At 35.1% G+C, this 15,117-nt stretch carries 17 protein-coding genes, 2 pseudogenes and 1 riboswitch; of the genes and pseudogenes, 11 read left to right on the top strand and 8 right to left on the bottom strand.

What is annotated here, in order from left to right; genetic code table 11:
* Positions 1 to 172 precede the first annotated feature (172 nt).
* The 3 genes from BCER98_RS17325 (at position 173) to BCER98_RS17315 (ending at position 3,139) form a co-directional block, all read left to right on the top strand.
* Entirely contained in the window at positions 173 to 1,618 is a 1,446-nt protein-coding gene (locus tag BCER98_RS17325; RefSeq protein ID WP_012095902.1) for a BglG family transcription antiterminator, read from the top strand.
* Between the two features lie 181 nt (positions 1,619 to 1,799).
* Positions 1,800 to 2,123, top strand: coding sequence for an iron-sulfur cluster biosynthesis family protein (locus BCER98_RS17320; protein ID WP_012095901.1), 324 nt, complete (start codon positions 1,800 to 1,802; stop codon positions 2,121 to 2,123).
* A 110-nt stretch (positions 2,124 to 2,233) separates the two neighbouring features.
* Positions 2,234 to 3,139, top strand: coding sequence for a DMT family transporter (locus tag BCER98_RS17315; protein ID WP_012095900.1), 906 nt, complete (start codon positions 2,234 to 2,236; stop codon positions 3,137 to 3,139).
* Between the two features lie 28 nt (positions 3,140 to 3,167).
* On the opposite strand, the gene BCER98_RS17310 is transcribed toward BCER98_RS17315, so the two are convergent.
* Positions 3,168 to 3,389 (bottom strand): hypothetical protein, encoded by a 222-nt coding sequence (locus tag BCER98_RS17310; RefSeq protein WP_012095899.1) that lies wholly within the window; start codon positions 3,387 to 3,389, stop codon positions 3,168 to 3,170.
* 260 nt (positions 3,390 to 3,649) lie between these two features.
* Here BCER98_RS17310 and BCER98_RS17305 point away from each other — a divergent pair, with 260 nt between their 5' ends.
* Positions 3,650 to 4,021: an ATP synthase subunit I gene (locus BCER98_RS17305; RefSeq protein ID WP_012095898.1), complete on the top strand. Its 372-nt coding sequence runs from the start codon at positions 3,650 to 3,652 to the stop codon at positions 4,019 to 4,021.
* Positions 4,022 to 4,245: 224 nt separating this feature from the next.
* On the opposite strand, the gene pckA is transcribed toward BCER98_RS17305, so the two are convergent.
* Positions 4,246 to 5,832, bottom strand: a complete 1,587-nt coding sequence (gene pckA, locus BCER98_RS17300; protein ID WP_012095897.1) for a phosphoenolpyruvate carboxykinase (ATP) — start codon at positions 5,830 to 5,832, stop codon at positions 4,246 to 4,248.
* Between the two features lie 218 nt (positions 5,833 to 6,050).
* A riboswitch (SAM riboswitch) is annotated at positions 6,051 to 6,172 on the top strand.
* A gap of 167 nt (positions 6,173 to 6,339) precedes the next feature.
* Between pckA and metK the strand changes: the two genes are divergently transcribed.
* A complete protein-coding gene (metK, locus tag BCER98_RS17295; protein ID WP_012095896.1) occupies positions 6,340 to 7,539 on the top strand; it encodes a methionine adenosyltransferase in 1,200 nt (399 codons plus the stop codon).
* Positions 7,540 to 7,579: 40 nt separating this feature from the next.
* Here metK and BCER98_RS17290 read toward each other — a convergent pair whose 3' ends face one another.
* The 3 genes and pseudogenes from BCER98_RS17290 to BCER98_RS17285 form a co-directional block, all read right to left on the bottom strand.
* A complete protein-coding gene (locus BCER98_RS17290; protein WP_012095895.1) occupies positions 7,580 to 8,104 on the bottom strand; it encodes a GNAT family N-acetyltransferase in 525 nt (174 codons plus the stop codon).
* Positions 8,105 to 8,118: 14 nt separating this feature from the next.
* Positions 8,119 to 8,309, bottom strand: a pseudogene (locus tag BCER98_RS21400) (hypothetical protein).
* A gap of 6 nt (positions 8,310 to 8,315) precedes the next feature.
* A complete protein-coding gene (locus BCER98_RS17285) occupies positions 8,316 to 8,495 on the bottom strand; it encodes a hypothetical protein (RefSeq protein ID WP_041810083.1) in 180 nt (59 codons plus the stop codon).
* A gap of 259 nt (positions 8,496 to 8,754) precedes the next feature.
* Here BCER98_RS17285 and BCER98_RS17280 point away from each other — a divergent pair, with 259 nt between their 5' ends.
* Both BCER98_RS17280 and BCER98_RS17275 read left to right on the top strand, forming a co-directional pair.
* The gene (locus BCER98_RS17280) at positions 8,755 to 9,264 is read left to right on the top strand and encodes a MogA/MoaB family molybdenum cofactor biosynthesis protein (protein WP_012095893.1); all 510 of its coding nucleotides are present in this window, start codon (positions 8,755 to 8,757) and stop codon (positions 9,262 to 9,264) included.
* Positions 9,261 to 9,860 carry a molybdenum cofactor guanylyltransferase gene (locus tag BCER98_RS17275; RefSeq protein ID WP_012095892.1) on the top strand — a complete coding sequence of 200 codons (600 nt, stop codon included), beginning with the start codon at positions 9,261 to 9,263 and terminating at the stop codon, positions 9,858 to 9,860. Before BCER98_RS17280 ends, BCER98_RS17275 begins: the two co-directional genes overlap by 4 nt.
* On the opposite strand, the pseudogene BCER98_RS23260 reads toward BCER98_RS17275, so the two are convergent.
* Both BCER98_RS23260 and BCER98_RS17270 read right to left on the bottom strand, forming a co-directional pair.
* Positions 9,850 to 10,225 (bottom strand): annotated as a pseudogene (locus tag BCER98_RS23260) (phosphatase PAP2 family protein); the annotation flags it as partial. The gene BCER98_RS17275 and the pseudogene BCER98_RS23260 overlap by 11 nt on opposite strands.
* A gap of 227 nt (positions 10,226 to 10,452) precedes the next feature.
* On the bottom strand, positions 10,453 to 10,965 hold the full coding sequence (locus tag BCER98_RS17270; protein ID WP_012095891.1) for a gamma carbonic anhydrase: 513 nt from the start codon (positions 10,963 to 10,965) through the stop codon (positions 10,453 to 10,455).
* 74 nt (positions 10,966 to 11,039) lie between these two features.
* Between BCER98_RS17270 and BCER98_RS17265 the strand changes: the two genes are divergently transcribed.
* The 4 genes from BCER98_RS17265 (at position 11,040) to BCER98_RS17250 (ending at position 14,368) form a co-directional block, all read left to right on the top strand.
* Positions 11,040 to 11,843, top strand: a complete 804-nt coding sequence (locus BCER98_RS17265) for an alpha/beta hydrolase (protein WP_012095890.1) — start codon at positions 11,040 to 11,042, stop codon at positions 11,841 to 11,843.
* 37 nt (positions 11,844 to 11,880) lie between these two features.
* Positions 11,881 to 12,945, top strand: a complete 1,065-nt coding sequence (locus BCER98_RS17260; RefSeq protein WP_012095889.1) for a tetraprenyl-beta-curcumene synthase family protein — start codon at positions 11,881 to 11,883, stop codon at positions 12,943 to 12,945.
* Between the two features lie 62 nt (positions 12,946 to 13,007).
* The gene (locus BCER98_RS17255) at positions 13,008 to 13,919 is read left to right on the top strand and encodes a helix-turn-helix transcriptional regulator (protein ID WP_012095888.1); all 912 of its coding nucleotides are present in this window, start codon (positions 13,008 to 13,010) and stop codon (positions 13,917 to 13,919) included.
* A gap of 59 nt (positions 13,920 to 13,978) precedes the next feature.
* On the top strand, positions 13,979 to 14,368 hold the full coding sequence (locus tag BCER98_RS17250; protein WP_012095887.1) for a GyrI-like domain-containing protein: 390 nt from the start codon (positions 13,979 to 13,981) through the stop codon (positions 14,366 to 14,368).
* 49 nt (positions 14,369 to 14,417) lie between these two features.
* On the opposite strand, the gene BCER98_RS17245 is transcribed toward BCER98_RS17250, so the two are convergent.
* Positions 14,418 to 15,110: an aspartate/glutamate racemase family protein gene (locus BCER98_RS17245; RefSeq protein ID WP_041810081.1), complete on the bottom strand. Its 693-nt coding sequence runs from the start codon at positions 15,108 to 15,110 to the stop codon at positions 14,418 to 14,420.
* Between the last annotated feature and the right edge of the window lie 7 nt (positions 15,111 to 15,117).

Raw genomic sequence — 15,117 nt, 5'->3', positions numbered from 1 at the left:
TGATTCTTTAAAAGACAAAAAATCCGATAAGTTTGTAAAGCATTTCAAGAAATAAAAATAAACAGAGCGAAGATGTCTAATGAATCGCTAGAGTATATATTTTAATCAAGTTTTTGCAGCTAGTTTGGAAAAAATCTAAAATTCCTTTAGAATAGAAATGAAGGTGATAACGATGGAAAAAGAAATTGAGCGCAAAATCAATTTATTAAATATTCTTGTTCAAGAAAAGAAGTGGTTCACGCTTTTAGAATTGGAAAAGCGGTTGAATTCTTCTAGTAAAACGATACGAAAAGATATAGTAGTGATTAATGATTTATTACCAACAGGCACAACGATACATTCTAAAAAAGGAAAAGGTGTAAAGTTATCTTTACCTCAAGATCAATCAATTTCTGAGGTGATTTCGAAACTTTTAAAACAGTCTCGAACGTTTTTAGTTCTTCAGCAATTATTAGAAGAAAGTTCAAGCACAGTTACATCTTTATCAGAAAATTTATATCTACCTATTTCTTCTACTAATACAGTGTTAAGAAGGCTTGCCAGATATATAAAGAAATTTGGTTTGTCTTTACAAAAGAAACCGTTACAAATTATAGGGAATGAGTTTCAAATTATACTTATGTTTTCTGAACGTTATTTAGAAGCTTTTATAGAAGACGAATGGCCTTTTCCAGAATATAAAGAAGAAGTGCTATTAAGTTATGTAGACTATATTGAGGAGAAACTAGGAATTCTATTTTATTCTAACGACCGAAGAAGATTAGTCTTTATTCTGGCAATTCTTTTTAAGCGAATGAATCAAGGATATAAAGTACAATTTAGTGAATGGGTTATTAAAAATACACTTGAATCTTTATATTACAAAAAAATATTTGAAGGGGAGCACATTATAAAGAAAGATGGAAATAGACCTTTACATATTGAAGAACAAGTGTTGTTAATTATCATTATTAAATTATCGAGTTATGTAAGTGAAAATGAAACAAATTCCAAAAGAGAAGAATTAACGCTTTATACAGAAGGGAAAATACAGGCTTATGTTTATATAAAGAATTTCATTGATATGTTGGAGCAAGAATTACAAATGGATTTAGCTAGTCATGAAGATTTTGTATATGGAATGATTGAGTATTGTAGAAATACATTTTATATATTAAAATTCCTTCCTAGAATAAAAGCTCCAGAAAAAGATACGTGTGCATATATAAAGAAAAACTATAAAGAAACGTTTGATTTAGTAAAAAAGGCGTATATAAAATGGGGAAAACAATTGAAACTAACAGATATTCCGGACGAAGAAGTTGCAAAAGTAACTATGAGGATTGCAGCAATAGGAAAACTCCCTAATAAAAATAGAAAAAAAGTGTTACTTCTTACAGGGGAAGGAAAAAGCTGGGAACAGTATATGAAAAGCTGTATTAATAAACGGTATGGTGATCAACTAGAGTTTATAGAAGGGAAAAATAAAAGGGTGTTACAAGGAGATATTGAAGGAATGGATGTAGACTTTATTATTACAACTGTACCGTTAAATATAACTGTAAAATCTATTGTGTATGTATCCCCTATTTTGCAAGAGCGAGATTTTTATGAAATAGGAATTTCTGTAAATCAGTAATAATTGATTTTTTAAGTGTATTTGAGTATAGAATGGGTTAGATAAAAACCTTGCCTTTTTTAGTAAAAGAGAGAATGAATAAAAAGACAAGGTTTTTATAGATCATCTCACTGCCCTAAAAAAGCGGGATCAATAGCCAGATAAAAGAATGTAAAAATATATAAAGATGGGACGGATAAATATGTATGTAACTGTAACAGATACAGCTTATAAAAAAATTATGGATACGATTCCAAACGAGACGAAATTTATGAAGTTATTTTATGATAACGAAGGGTGCGGCTGTGTAATGAGTGGAATTATTGATTTAGTAGCTGTATCTGAAAAAGAGGAACGTGATGTAGACGTTGCGTCAAATAAATTAAAATTTATCGCAGATCGTACAAAGCTTGTATTTATGGATGATAAATTGATTGTCGATTTGCATGAATCGGGTGAGTATTTTCAATTAAAGAGTCCGAGTCAATTTTATAATCCAAATATGAAACTTCATATTCGAGTGTAATGAATGAAGGAGGAGCAAAAATATGCTCCTTTTTTATGGAGTTTTTTAGATAATAAAAACGCAAAATGGATTGAAATTTCTGTATAATTATTCTTATGGGGGAGATAAGAATGAGGAGATGGGGAATTGAAGTATTAATTTTTAGCGTTGTGGTTATATGGGGCATCAATTATACGATTGCGAAATACGGGCTATTAGAATTTACAGCGATTGAATTTACAGCACTTCGGATGATGGCAGCAGCACCGCTGTTATTATTACTTACGTTTTATATTGAAAAGTCGCTCTATATAGAGAGAAGAGATATACCGAGGCTCATTATTGTCAGTGTTGTTGGCATTATACTATATCAAACATTATTTATGGAAACTGTAAAATATACATCTGCAACAAATGCTTCTTTACTCATTTCTATTTCACCTATTTTTACAACACTATTTACAATTTCGCTGAAACAAGAGAATTTTTCTATTCGAAAATTCATCGGTTCTATTATCGCTTGTGCAGGCACAGTACTTGTGTTACGAGCGGGCCATTCATTTGCCAGCTCGTTCTATGGAAATGGGATTGGGGTTATTACTTCAATATGTTGGGGGCTTTATCCAGTATTAGCGGGACCACTTATAAAAAAATATACAGCACTACGTGTCACTGCTTGGTCAGCGGTTGTTGGGGCGATTCCACTTTGTCTACTGAGTGGATGGCATGTCTTTTTATTACCATTTCAAATTGAAAAAGGAATGACATGGTTTGCGCTCTTATATTCTATTTTCTTTGTAACAGTATTTGGTTTGGTAATGTGGTATATAGGGGTTCAAAAAATCGGAGCATCCCATACGATGGTGTATATGTATATTACTCCACTTGTAGCAGTGTTATTTGCAGCGTTATGGGCAAAAGAGCATATTTCTATGCAGCAAATCATTGGTGGATGTATTATTTTTTTCGGATTATGGTTTGTGAAATTTGAAGAGCGAGCATCACAGGCAATCATATCAGAACATATATCAAAATAGGAAAACAGATCAATCGTGATCTGTTTTCCTATTTTTTTATTTTGGGAAGAAATATGAGAAAAAGAATAGCAGTAATAAGAGGGATTAAATTAAGAAACGGTATACGAAATAATGTGATGAGAATGATGCCGGGAAGAAGGACACCGAGAACAGCATAGAAGATACTGTGCTTTTTTGTGTACCAATATAAAGAAAGGCCAATAAGTGCTGGAACAATGAAATGAATAAGAGCCAATAAAAAATAAATCATCAGACGCCCCCTTTATTTATGTGCTTACTACATCATATCCATATGTTTATAGATTGATATCAATTTTTTGGGAAATGGACAGAAAAATGTTTGCAAAAACGTCAAAAAATCTTTAGGATAGGCAGTAAAAATCTTGTATAATGTTATTTTGTAAAAGTATTTTAATAACATAAACGCAGTGTTTATATGATTTTTGTAAATATAACAAATAAAATGTGATGGTATGTAGATAGAAATGAATAACAGTAAAGGAGCATAGTATGATTCGTATGTCATTAAGGGCGTTTAAAATTCAAATGTATTATTTGCTAGGTATTATGCTACTAGGATGGGCAATGACTCCATTTTCTGCACATTTTTTAGGTGTGGGAATCGGTCTACTAGTTAGTATGTATTGTGTTTGGATTTTAGGCAGACGCATTGAAAAGCTTGGGGATAGCATTGTAAAAAAAACAAAGGCACCGTCCCTTGGAATGTTTAATCGATTTGCAGCAGCGATACTGGGTGCAATTATTATGTATGAAATCGAACATCATATGGTAATGTGGGCGTTTGCTGTTGGGATTATGGGTGGTTACATCTTAATTGTCATTAATTTAGGGTATTACAGCATGAAAGATGAGCAGAAATAGATTATAAGTATAAAACGTTCCTTCTTCAAAAGAAGTGAGACACTCTGTTTGGTTTTTGAAGGTAGGATTTTATATAAAGAAAGAAGCTTACGTTTTTTATCGTAAGCTTCTTTTTTATTGTAAGTATGTGTATAACCGATAAAGTCGCATTGGGTTTTGTCGGTGAGTACGCGTAGCTTTATTTTGATTTACAACATACTTATTCATATGGGTAAGAGTCATTCTTAAGCAGTTGGACCGCCAAGGTTGATAATATCTTTTGAGACATTATCGAATTTCTTGAAGTTTTCTTTAAATTGATTAGCAAGTTCAATTGCTTTTTGCTTATAAGCAGCTTGATCAGCCCATGTTTGTTCAGGCATTAATACTTCATCAGGTACACTTGGCACATGAAGTGGAACATCTAGACCGAAGATATCATGTTTTACGGTTTCTACTTTATCCAGTTCACCGTTTAATGCAGCTTGAACCATTGCTCGAGTATAAGCTAAATTCATGCGCTTCCCAACGCCGTATTCGCCGCCAGTCCAACCAGTATTTACTAAGAATACTTTTGCATCGTGCTTTTCAATTTTTTCACCAAGCATTTCTGCATATCTTGATGCATCAAGCGGTAAGAATGGTGAACCGAAGCAAGTAGAGAATGTAGCTTGTGGAGATGTAACACCACGTTCAGTCCCTGCTAGTTTACTAGTGTAACCGCTTAAGAAATGATACATAGCTTGTTCTTTTGATAACTTACTGATTGGTGGTAATACACCAGATGCATCAGCAGTTAAGAAAATAATGGTATTTGGGTGTCCTGCAACACTTGGTAGAACGATATTGTCAATCGCATCTATTGGATATGCAGCACGTGTATTTTCTGTTAACGCTGTATCGCTATAGTCTGCAATGCGTGTTTTATCATCAACTATAACATTTTCTAATACGGATCCGAATTTAATAGCATCAAAGATTTGTGGTTCTTTTTCATGAGAAAGATTAATGCATTTTGCGTAGCAACCGCCTTCAATATTGAATACGCCATTATCAGACCATCCATGTTCATCATCACCGATTAATTTTCGATGTGGGTCAGCTGATAAAGTTGTTTTACCTGTTCCAGATAAGCCGAAGAATAATGCTACGTCGCCTTCTTCCCCTACGTTAGCAGAGCAGTGCATAGAAAGAATATCTTGTTCAGGAAGTAAGAAGTTCATAATAGAGAAAATAGATTTCTTCATTTCTCCAGCGTATTCAGTACCACCAATTAGCACAATGCGTTTTTCGAATGAAACAATAATGAATGCTTCAGAGTTTGTGCCATCAACTGCTGGATCTGCTTTAAAGTTTGGTGCAGAAACAATTGTGAATGGTGCATTATGATTTGCTAATTCCTCTTCAGTTGGACGAATAAATAATTGATGAACGAATAAATTATGCCATGCATATTCGTTTACAACTTGAATTGGCAGACGGTAGTTACGATCAGCGCCAGCAAATCCTTTAAATACAAATAGTTCTTCTTTTTCCTTTAAGTACTCTAATACTTTTGTATATAATTTATTAAAACGCTCTTCAGAAATCGGTTGATTTACAGGTCCCCAAGCGATTTTATTTGCAACCGATGGTTCTTTCACGATAAATTTATCTTTAGGAGAACGTCCTGTATATTTTCCTGTTGAAGCAGAAACAGCACCGGTAGAAGTTAGTTTTCCTTCATTTCTCATCAGTACTTTTTCCACTAACTGCGGAACGCTTAGTTGAATCTGTGCATTGCTTCCGTTCAGTAATTCATGTAATCCAATTTGGACATTCACAGTACTCATAGTTTATATACCATCCTTTTCATTTTATGAAATATTTCTCGTAATCCCCATCAAAAGTATAACACAATTATATAAATAATGTATACTATTTATTTATTTTTGTTTGTGTGAATGTATAATTTTCTTATTTATATTTTAGCGTGAAAAACTTGTAGGAATAAATGAATATTAATTGACAAATGAATAGCATTTCTTTAGTATAGGTTGGGACGGATACTCTCTTATCCCGAGCTGGCGGAGGGACAGGCCCGATGAAGCCCAGCAACCTCACTTGTACTGGTAAAAACAAGTGAATAGGTGCTAAAACCTGTGCGAGGCGAATGGTCTCGAACGATAAGAGCGAAGGGCAAAAAGCAGTATGCAAGTAGCAAACCAAACCTTTCCTCTATATAATGGGAAAGGTTTTTCTTTATACTTGTGTGGGAGAATAAATGAATGTCGCAATTTGTGGCAAGTTAAGGATGAGTTCCGTACAATATATACAATTACTGTAGGGAGGTTTACCACATGACAAAACAACGTCATCTGTTCACATCTGAGTCTGTAACTGAAGGACATCCAGATAAAATTTGTGACCAAATTTCTGATTCAATTTTAGATGCGATCTTATCAAAAGACGCAAATGCACGTGTAGCTTGTGAAACAACAGTAACAACTGGTTTAGTATTGGTAGCGGGGGAAATTACAACTTCTACGTATGTAGATATTCCAAAAATCGTTCGTGAAACAATACAAGGCATTGGGTATACTCGTGCAAAATATGGATTCGATGCAGAAACTTGTGCAGTTTTAACATCTATCGATGAACAATCTGCTGACATCGCTATGGGTGTTGACCGAGCGTTAGAAGCACGTGAAGGTCAAATGACTGATGCTGAGATTGAAGCGATTGGTGCAGGAGACCAAGGTTTAATGTTTGGTTTCGCATGTAATGAAACGAAAGAATTAATGCCACTTCCAATCTCACTTGCTCACAAATTAGCTCGTCGTTTAACGGAAGTTCGTAAAGATGAAACATTAGAATATTTACGTCCAGACGGTAAAACGCAAGTTACAGTTGAGTATGATGAAAATGGTAAACCAGTACGTGTCGACACAATTGTAATTTCTACTCAACATCATCCGGAAATTACATGGGAACAAATCGATCGCGACTTAAAAGAGCATGTAATTAAAGCTGTTGTGCCAGCAGAATTAATGGACGAAGAAACAAAATTCTTTATTAACCCAACTGGTCGTTTCGTAATTGGTGGGCCACAAGGGGATGCTGGATTAACGGGACGTAAAATTATCGTTGATACTTATGGTGGATATGCTCGTCACGGCGGTGGTGCATTCTCTGGTAAGGATGCAACAAAAGTTGACCGTTCTGCAGCGTATGCAGCACGTTATGTTGCGAAAAATATTGTAGCAGCTGGTCTTGCTGAAAAAGCAGAAGTACAGCTTGCGTATGCAATTGGTGTAGCGAAGCCAGTATCAATTTCAGTTGATACATTTGGAACTGGGAAAGTATCTGAAGAGGTACTAGTAGAATTAGTTCGTAACAACTTCGATCTTCGCCCAGCTGGCATTATTAAAATGTTAGACCTACGTCGCCCAATTTACAAACAAACAGCAGCTTACGGCCACTTTGGACGTACTGATGTAGATCTTCCTTGGGAGCGTACAGACAAAGCAGCTGACTTAAAAGAGCAAGCTGGTCTATAATATAATAAAAAAGGTTTTGCGCTTTCGCGCAAAACCTTTTTTATTTATAGTTAGGCTGTAATAGTGCAAAAAGTTCAATATCATGCCATGCCCCATTTCGAAATATCGCTTCTTTACAAGTCCCTTCATGTTGAAAGCCAAGTTTCTTATAAAGATGTATTGCCTTATCGTTAAACGAAAATACTCGTAGAGAAACGCGATGTAAGTTTAATTCTCGAAAAGCGTAGTTTAATAATAGAGTTAATGCTTCTTTACCATATCCTTGTCCCCAGTAATCTTTCTGCCCAATATCGATGATACATTCTGCGTTCTGGTTATAGGAATCAATCTGAATGAGAGAGGTAATTCCTATTGGGAGGTTGTCATTTTTCAATTCGATGATATAACTTTTGGAATTAGCTGCGTGTATGATTTGTTTGCAAAATGCTTCGGTCTCTTCGAATGAATATGTATCAAGTATAGGGCTAGTTGTTTGCATAACTTCAGGATCGTTACGCCAAAGATGATAAGTCGGAATATCGTCTTCTGATAACTTTCGTAAGCGAATTCGGTTAGATTCAAACAATTTGGAAATACCTCCTATTTCATCTCATTATTTTGTTTCGTACATACCTCAGCGCAAGCATTACAATATATTTGTCCATTCAGTTCAATATATTTTTTATATTTGTCATCCCGCTACTAGGGGTAGGCATATGAATCCATGATTTTTCATAAGATTTGATTTCTTTTTTGCAAGACTTACAAAGTATTGGCTTACTGCGGAATATTTGCAATCATCTTCTCTTTTGACGCGCTTTTCCAGCGCAAAATGCACTGCATAGTAAAAAAAACGTGGCAAAACTAATTCCGCCAATCGTTGCATGAGGTACAGCATCTTTTAACGCAAATCCTGCACTTATGGAAGCAGCAAACAAAAGAAGAAATGTTGTTGTAAGTTTTTGATAGAGTCCCATGTATATCCTCCTCATTGTGAAAATACGGTTCGATTTATAGAATGTGAAAAATAGTAATTGTGATTGAGTGAGTCGTAGAGATGATATGTGGTGGAAGAAACAATAAGATTCCTCTTTATGGATTTATATACTAATATTGTAACATATTATTTTGTGTCGTCACTACATAATGATGAAAGTGTGATGTGCTTCATATAAGCAAGGGATTGAATCGGGTATGATAAAATAAAATAGAGTTTGTTAAAAGAGGAGAATGAGCATGAGTGTAGTAGAACATAAAAAACAAGCGCCAAAAGAAGTGCGTTGTAAAGTAATTACTGTGTCTGATACACGTACAGATACAACGGATAAAAGCGGTAAGGTATTACATGAGTTATTAAGCGAAGCAGGTCATTTCGTAACTGCCTATGAAATTGTAAAAGATGATAAAGAAAGTATTAGGCAAGCTGTATTAAGTGGATATCATCAAGAAGATGTCGACGTTATTTTAACAAACGGAGGAACTGGTATTACAAAGCGCGATGTAACGATTGAAGCAGTTTCGGCATTAATAGATAAAGAGATTGTTGGATTTGGTGAGCTATTTCGCACGATTAGTTATTTAGAGGATATCGGGAGTGCAGCAATGTTAAGTAGAGCAATTGGGGGAACAATGGGCAGAAAGGTTGTCTTTGCTATGCCAGGTTCGACTGGAGCTGTGCGTCTTGCGATGAATAAATTGATTTTGCCAGAGCTCGGGCATATTATATTTGAGCTAAATCGCCAATGAAGAGCGTAGCAGGAATTGTATTAGCTGGTGGTATGTCTAGACGCTTTGGAGAACCGAAAGCCTTAGTAAGTTGGCAAGGGTATACGTTTATTGAACGGATTGTTCAAGTGATGCAGGATGTAATGCAAGATATAGTTGTCATTAGTCATGCTAGCATAAAAGAACGTGTAGCTCATTTAATAGAAGTTCCTGTTATAGAAGATATTTCTTTCTATAAAGGAGAAGGACCGCTTGCAGGAATTGTATCTGGTATGGAGCATCTTGAAGCAGAATGGTATATGATTTCACCTTGTGACACGCCGAATATTTCTAGCAAATGGATAAAACAAATAACAGGACAAATTGACGATGAGTATGAAGCGATTATTCCGATTGTTGAGGGGAGAAAGCAGCCGTTATTAGGGGCGTATCATAAGAATGTGAAAGAGAAAATTTATAAGTTATTAGACGAAGAAAAACGGAGCATGGAGCAACTTTTATCACATTGTAATGTAAAGTATGTGACGGGAGATGAATGGAATATAGAAAAAACATGGTTTGTAAATGTGAATACGAAAGAAGAATATGCAGAATTACTTACATGTAAAAAGAAATAAATGGAATGATAACAGAAAAAATGGCTGTTGTGTGTCCAAGATGGAAAAGAATAGCCTTTTAAAGAATGCGATGGATATTTTGCATTTTGGATTGTTAAATAAGGTCGTTTACGTGGATACCATCTTTTTAACATTTGTACAGGAATATGGCTCATTGTTAAGGAAACAGCTGCTGCATAATTTGTAGAATCCCTTTTGAAAAAAATAAGAAGACAAAGGACGAGTGAGATAGAGAAGATTGCATCACCGATGTGTGTAATGATACGGAAAAAGACATTTAATGTTTTTTGATCGAAATAACGGTTAATTCTTTTGAAAATGTAACACGCTATTTTATATAAGGAGCTGACAGATTTCATCTTCATGGAACATCTTCCTTCTCATTTACATATATATTGAGATGATATCTTCTATTTTAATAAGATTTTGTTGAGGAGATAATAAAGTGAAACTTTAATCAGGGGGGCTTCATTCCCCACTGATTATGAGCCCTCACCAATCGGGCTGCCCTAAAATAGCGGGATAAAATTTTGTAAAGAAACTATTTGTATTTTCATAAAATAAGCTGCCATTGTTATGGCAGCAAGAAGAGTTATTTTTGTAATGATTTATAGTATTGTCCTTTTTCAACATATTGCTTACGAATACGTTCCATATCTTTTCGATCTGCATCTGTTAATTCACGAATGACTTTTGCGGGACGTCCAAATGCAAGTGTATGAGGAGGTATTTTCTTTCCTTGTGAAACTAAGCTTCCAGCGCCGATAAAAGCACCTTCACCAATTTCAGCACCGTCTAAAATGATAGACCCCATCCCGATTAAAGCGTCTTTTTTTATCATGCAGCTATGTAAAATTACTTGATGTCCAATTGTAACATCATCTTCTAAAATGAGAGGATATTGCGGACTTTGATGCAGGGTACATTGATCTTGTACATTCACTCTATTTCCGATGATGGTTGGAGACACATCCCCCCGAATGACAGTGTTAAACCAAATGCTGGATTCTTCACCGATTGTAACGTCACCTGTAATCGTAACGTAGTCAGCAATAAAAGCACTACTCGCAATTTTCGGATTTTTATCTTTGTAAGAATAGATCATGTTCAGCCTTCCTTTCCTAGAGACTATTTTTAGTGTATCAAATTATGAAACAGAGTGAAATGGAGGAGAATTATATGTGGAATTATGAAGCGGAATCGGCAAAGGCTGTTATCGTAATTGTGCATGGTGCCATGGAATACCATGGACGTTATGAAGCGCTGGCAGAAGAGTGGAATCACATTGGGTATCATGTTGTTATGGGAGATCTTCCTGCTCATGGAACAACGTCAAGAAATAGAGGACATATTAATTCGTTTGATGAATACATAGAAGAGGTCAAAGTATGGATAAAAGAAGCGAGAAAGTATAGACTACCTATTTTTTTATTGGGACATAGTATGGGGGGACTTATCATCATTCGAATGATGGAAGAAACGAAGCGCGAAGATATAGATGGTATTATATTAAGTTCACCATGCTTAGGGGTGTTAGCTACTCCAGCGGCACCACTTCGAGCTCTGGCGAAGGTATTAAATATTGTTATGCCGAAATTACAATTTCCGACGAATCTTACAGTGGAAATGTCAACAAGAAATAAAGAAGTTCGCGATGCAATGGAAAATGATTCATTGTTCTTGCGCAAGGTATCCGTTCGCTGGTATAGTGAATTGATAAAATCTACACGAATTGCTCATGAAAAAATAGATGAGTTCCCAGACGTTCCGCTCTTGCTAATGCAGGCGTGTGAGGATAAACTAGTAGATAAAACAAGTGTCCGTAAATGGTTTGATAATTTAAAAATCAGTGATAAGGCGTATAAAGAATGGCCGAATTGTTATCATGAGTTATTAAATGAGTATGAGCGAGATGAAGTTTTTAATTATATCAAGTCATTTACTGAAATGCATGTCAATAACAGAATAGAAACAAATAAATAATGAATTTGTACATTTAATAGAGGAGATGAAGGCCGAAGTGAACGTACCGAGTAATCCCATAACGCTCATGGCGAAAGTATACCGTGATGTGTTTCCGGTAGTACACCATGAGCTGGCAATGTGGAAAGAGCGTGCTTATCATATTCCGAATGACGAACTCCATAATCAAGCGCTTGCAAGTATTGAACATAAAACGTTTCATTGTGAGGGTGGTAGTATTTTAGCTCTACTTGCAAATGAGCAAAGGGAGGAATGTATTCGATTTATTGTAGCGTATCAGACGATTAGCGATTACTTAGATAATTTATGTGATCGCAGTACATCGCTTGATCCGAAAGATTTTGCTGCACTTCATGAATCAATGTTAATGGCGTTAACACCTGAAAGTGAAAGTGGTGGCAATTATTATCGATATCGTGATGACCAAGATGATGGTGGATATTTAGATGAACTTGTAGCTACTTGTCAGGATGTGTTAAGGAAAACGAAGCATTACGATAAAATTGCACCTATTCTTCATGAACTTGCATGTTATTATTGTGATTTGCAAATTCATAAGCACGTGAAATTAGAAGAACGAGAGCCGCGTTTACAAACGTGGTTTGAAGCTCATAAAGAAAGTGTTCCACCAATGAGCTGGTTTGAATTTTCAGCATGCGCAGGATCAACTCTTGGAATTTTTTGTCTCGTGGCGTATGCTTTCCATGACGAATTACTTGATGAGGATATTATAAAGATTAAACAAGGGTATTTTCCTTACGTGCAAGGTCTTCATATTTTACTGGATTATTTCATTGATCAAGAAGAAGACCGAATTGGCGGTGATTTGAATTTTTGTAGCTATTATGAAAATGAGCAGGTCATATTAGCAAGAATGAAACATTTTGTGCAAGAGGCGGAAAAAAGTATTAGTGACTTGCCGCATGCGAAATTTCATCGTTTAATTAGCCGCGGATTATTGGGGATTTATTTGTCGGATCAAAAAGTTTTAGAGAAAAAGAATATGCAGCATATAGCACGGCGCATTGTGAAATATGGCGGTTTCACTTCACGATTCTTCTATTGGAACGGTAAGATGTACCGAAAGAAAATGGCGCAGTGACGTAAAAAGACCACTCTGTTTAAGAGTGGCTTTTTACTATTAGCACATAAGGAGGGGAGTCAGTGAAGACAGAGAGAATGCTTTCGATACTTATTTATTTGCTGCAAAAAGATATCATTTCTGCTGAAGAGTTAGCCAACACATTTGAAGTTAGCAAACGAACGATTTATCGAGATATTGATGCGTTATCGGCGATTGGCATTCCGATTATTTCTTATTTAGGAAAGAATGGCGGTTTTACGCTAATTGATAATTATCGATTAGACAAGTTTACATTTAGCGAAGAGGAAAAGCGTTTTTTACTAGAAGGTTTAACTTTAAAAAGCGAGCTTTTTGATGACGAGCAATTATCCATTTTGCAAAAGAAAATAGAGGTATTGAAAGAAACAAAGAGAGATCACACGTCAAATATGACAGTTTCGTTCTCTACGTTACACCGAGAAACGATAGAAGAAGAGACAAAACAAAAGGTGAAAAAAGTGCTTGTGATGATTGAGAAGGAGCAGAAACTGCAGATTTCATATGTATCACAAACAGGACATCTATCAAAGCGAATCATTCAGCCATTAAAACTAAATTTTATGAATGGTAGCTGGTATTTAGAAGCAGTTTGTGTATTAAGAAAGGCTTTAAGAGTATTCAAATTGACTAGAATTAGAAGAATGGACATAATCGATGATAATACTGAGATTGTTTATGATAGAAAGCCTGAATTTATAAAGGAGCGCAAAGAAAAGTTAGAACAGATTATGCTGTTATTTTCTAAAAGTACATTAGGTAAACTGTATGATTTCTTTACGGATGAAGAAATTGAAATACTTGAAGAGGGAGATGTACAAGTCACTTTTCAATATGATATTAATAAAAATATATTACCATTTTTGCTGATGTTTGGCAGAAATGTAAAAATTGTAGAACCGTTATGGCTAAAAAAGAAATATAGAGAAGAAATTGAATATATTTATAAAAGCTGACAGACTGTTGTCATATTTTGTATGTTACCCTTTACTTATTAAATATTGGGGGGATATACATGAATATAGCAGTTACTGAAAAACAGGTGTATGGGAAAAAGGTGAGAACAAGTAACCAAAATATACACAGTATATTTAAGTTATGGGAAGAGTTTCTTCAGCTTGATTTAAAAGGTGACGTATATGGTGTTTATACGAACTATGAAAGTGATTATACAGGTGAGTATGATTTGTATATCGGCACAGAAAAGGAGCTTGTCGCGGCACATAAAATGATTATTCCAGCTGGAAATTATTACGTTGTTGAAGTAGACAATAGCAATCCGCAAGGTGTATTTCACGCTTGGGAAAAAATTTGGCAAAGTGATATAAAACGAGCCTATCAAACGGATTTTGAATTTTACTCTAAGGATGGAAGTATTAAAATATTTTTATCAATTGAAGAATAAATGGACAACCGGCTCCTTTAAAAGAGTCGGTTGTTTTTATTTTGGATATTTAAGATGTAAGTTGTGATTTGTTTCTTATATATTGATGCACAACCGCTTTTGCAAGACATACAGATGAATCTACAAAGTAAAGGCTGCCAGTTTCGCTGTTTGTGACAACATTTAAATCGGTACAGGCAATGATAGCAGCATCTACTGTTTCTGCTAACTCTATAGAAAGAGTATTCCATAATTCATTTGCTTTATGTAGATGACCTTTTTTTATGCTTGAAATGATTTGTATTGTATCTTTTTGCCAACTCTCTTTATGTATATATTCTATACCAAGCTTTGTAATTTCGTTTTGATAAATACGAGATTGCACAGTGGCATTTGTTGCTAAGAGGGTCACTTTATGAATATGATTTGGTAGTTCTTTCAGCGTCTCATCAATTATATTTAAAAGAGGGAGAGCGACTGCATTTTGTATTTCGTTAAAATATAAATGAGCCGTATTACATGGCATGGCAATAAAATCAACACCTATGTTTTCAAGTCTTTGAGCGCCAGTGACAATTGCTTGTTTCATTGCTTCATGATCAATAGGTTTATCTATATAAAATGGTGTCGGACAAGAGTAAATCATCATATGTGGAAAATCTATATCATTTTTTGCCCCATATATTTGTTGACATTGTTCTACTACGGTGTCAATAAATGGCCCTGTTGATTTCGGCCCCATTCCTGCTAGTATTCCAATCATTTCTGTA

The organism is Bacillus cytotoxicus NVH 391-98 (assembly GCF_000017425.1).
Lineage (GTDB): Bacteria > Bacillota > Bacilli > Bacillales > Bacillaceae_G > Bacillus_A > Bacillus_A cytotoxicus.
Note: the sequence above shows the minus strand (reverse complement) of the source record. Positions and strands in the feature narration are given on the sequence as shown.

Coding starts and splice junctions, on each gene's coding strand:
- BCER98_RS17325 (WP_012095902.1), top strand. CDS start 173: ATGGAAAAAGAAATTGAGCGCAAAATCAATTTATTAAATATTCTTGTT.
- BCER98_RS17320 (WP_012095901.1), top strand. CDS start 1,800: ATGTATGTAACTGTAACAGATACAGCTTATAAAAAAATTATGGATACG.
- BCER98_RS17315 (WP_012095900.1), top strand. CDS start 2,234: ATGAGGAGATGGGGAATTGAAGTATTAATTTTTAGCGTTGTGGTTATA.
- BCER98_RS17310 (WP_012095899.1), bottom strand. CDS start 3,389: ATGATTTATTTTTTATTGGCTCTTATTCATTTCATTGTTCCAGCACTT.
- BCER98_RS17305 (WP_012095898.1), top strand. CDS start 3,650: ATGATTCGTATGTCATTAAGGGCGTTTAAAATTCAAATGTATTATTTG.
- pckA (WP_012095897.1), bottom strand. CDS start 5,832: ATGAGTACTGTGAATGTCCAAATTGGATTACATGAATTACTGAACGGA.
- metK (WP_012095896.1), top strand. CDS start 6,340: ATGACAAAACAACGTCATCTGTTCACATCTGAGTCTGTAACTGAAGGA.
- BCER98_RS17285 (WP_041810083.1), bottom strand. CDS start 8,495: ATGGGACTCTATCAAAAACTTACAACAACATTTCTTCTTTTGTTTGCT.
- BCER98_RS17280 (WP_012095893.1), top strand. CDS start 8,755: ATGAGTGTAGTAGAACATAAAAAACAAGCGCCAAAAGAAGTGCGTTGT.
- BCER98_RS17275 (WP_012095892.1), top strand. CDS start 9,261: ATGAAGAGCGTAGCAGGAATTGTATTAGCTGGTGGTATGTCTAGACGC.
- BCER98_RS17270 (WP_012095891.1), bottom strand. CDS start 10,965: ATGATCTATTCTTACAAAGATAAAAATCCGAAAATTGCGAGTAGTGCT.
- BCER98_RS17265 (WP_012095890.1), top strand. CDS start 11,040: ATGTGGAATTATGAAGCGGAATCGGCAAAGGCTGTTATCGTAATTGTG.
- BCER98_RS17250 (WP_012095887.1), top strand. CDS start 13,979: ATGAATATAGCAGTTACTGAAAAACAGGTGTATGGGAAAAAGGTGAGA.
- BCER98_RS17245 (WP_041810081.1), bottom strand. CDS start 15,110: ATGATTGGAATACTAGCAGGAATGGGGCCGAAATCAACAGGGCCATTT.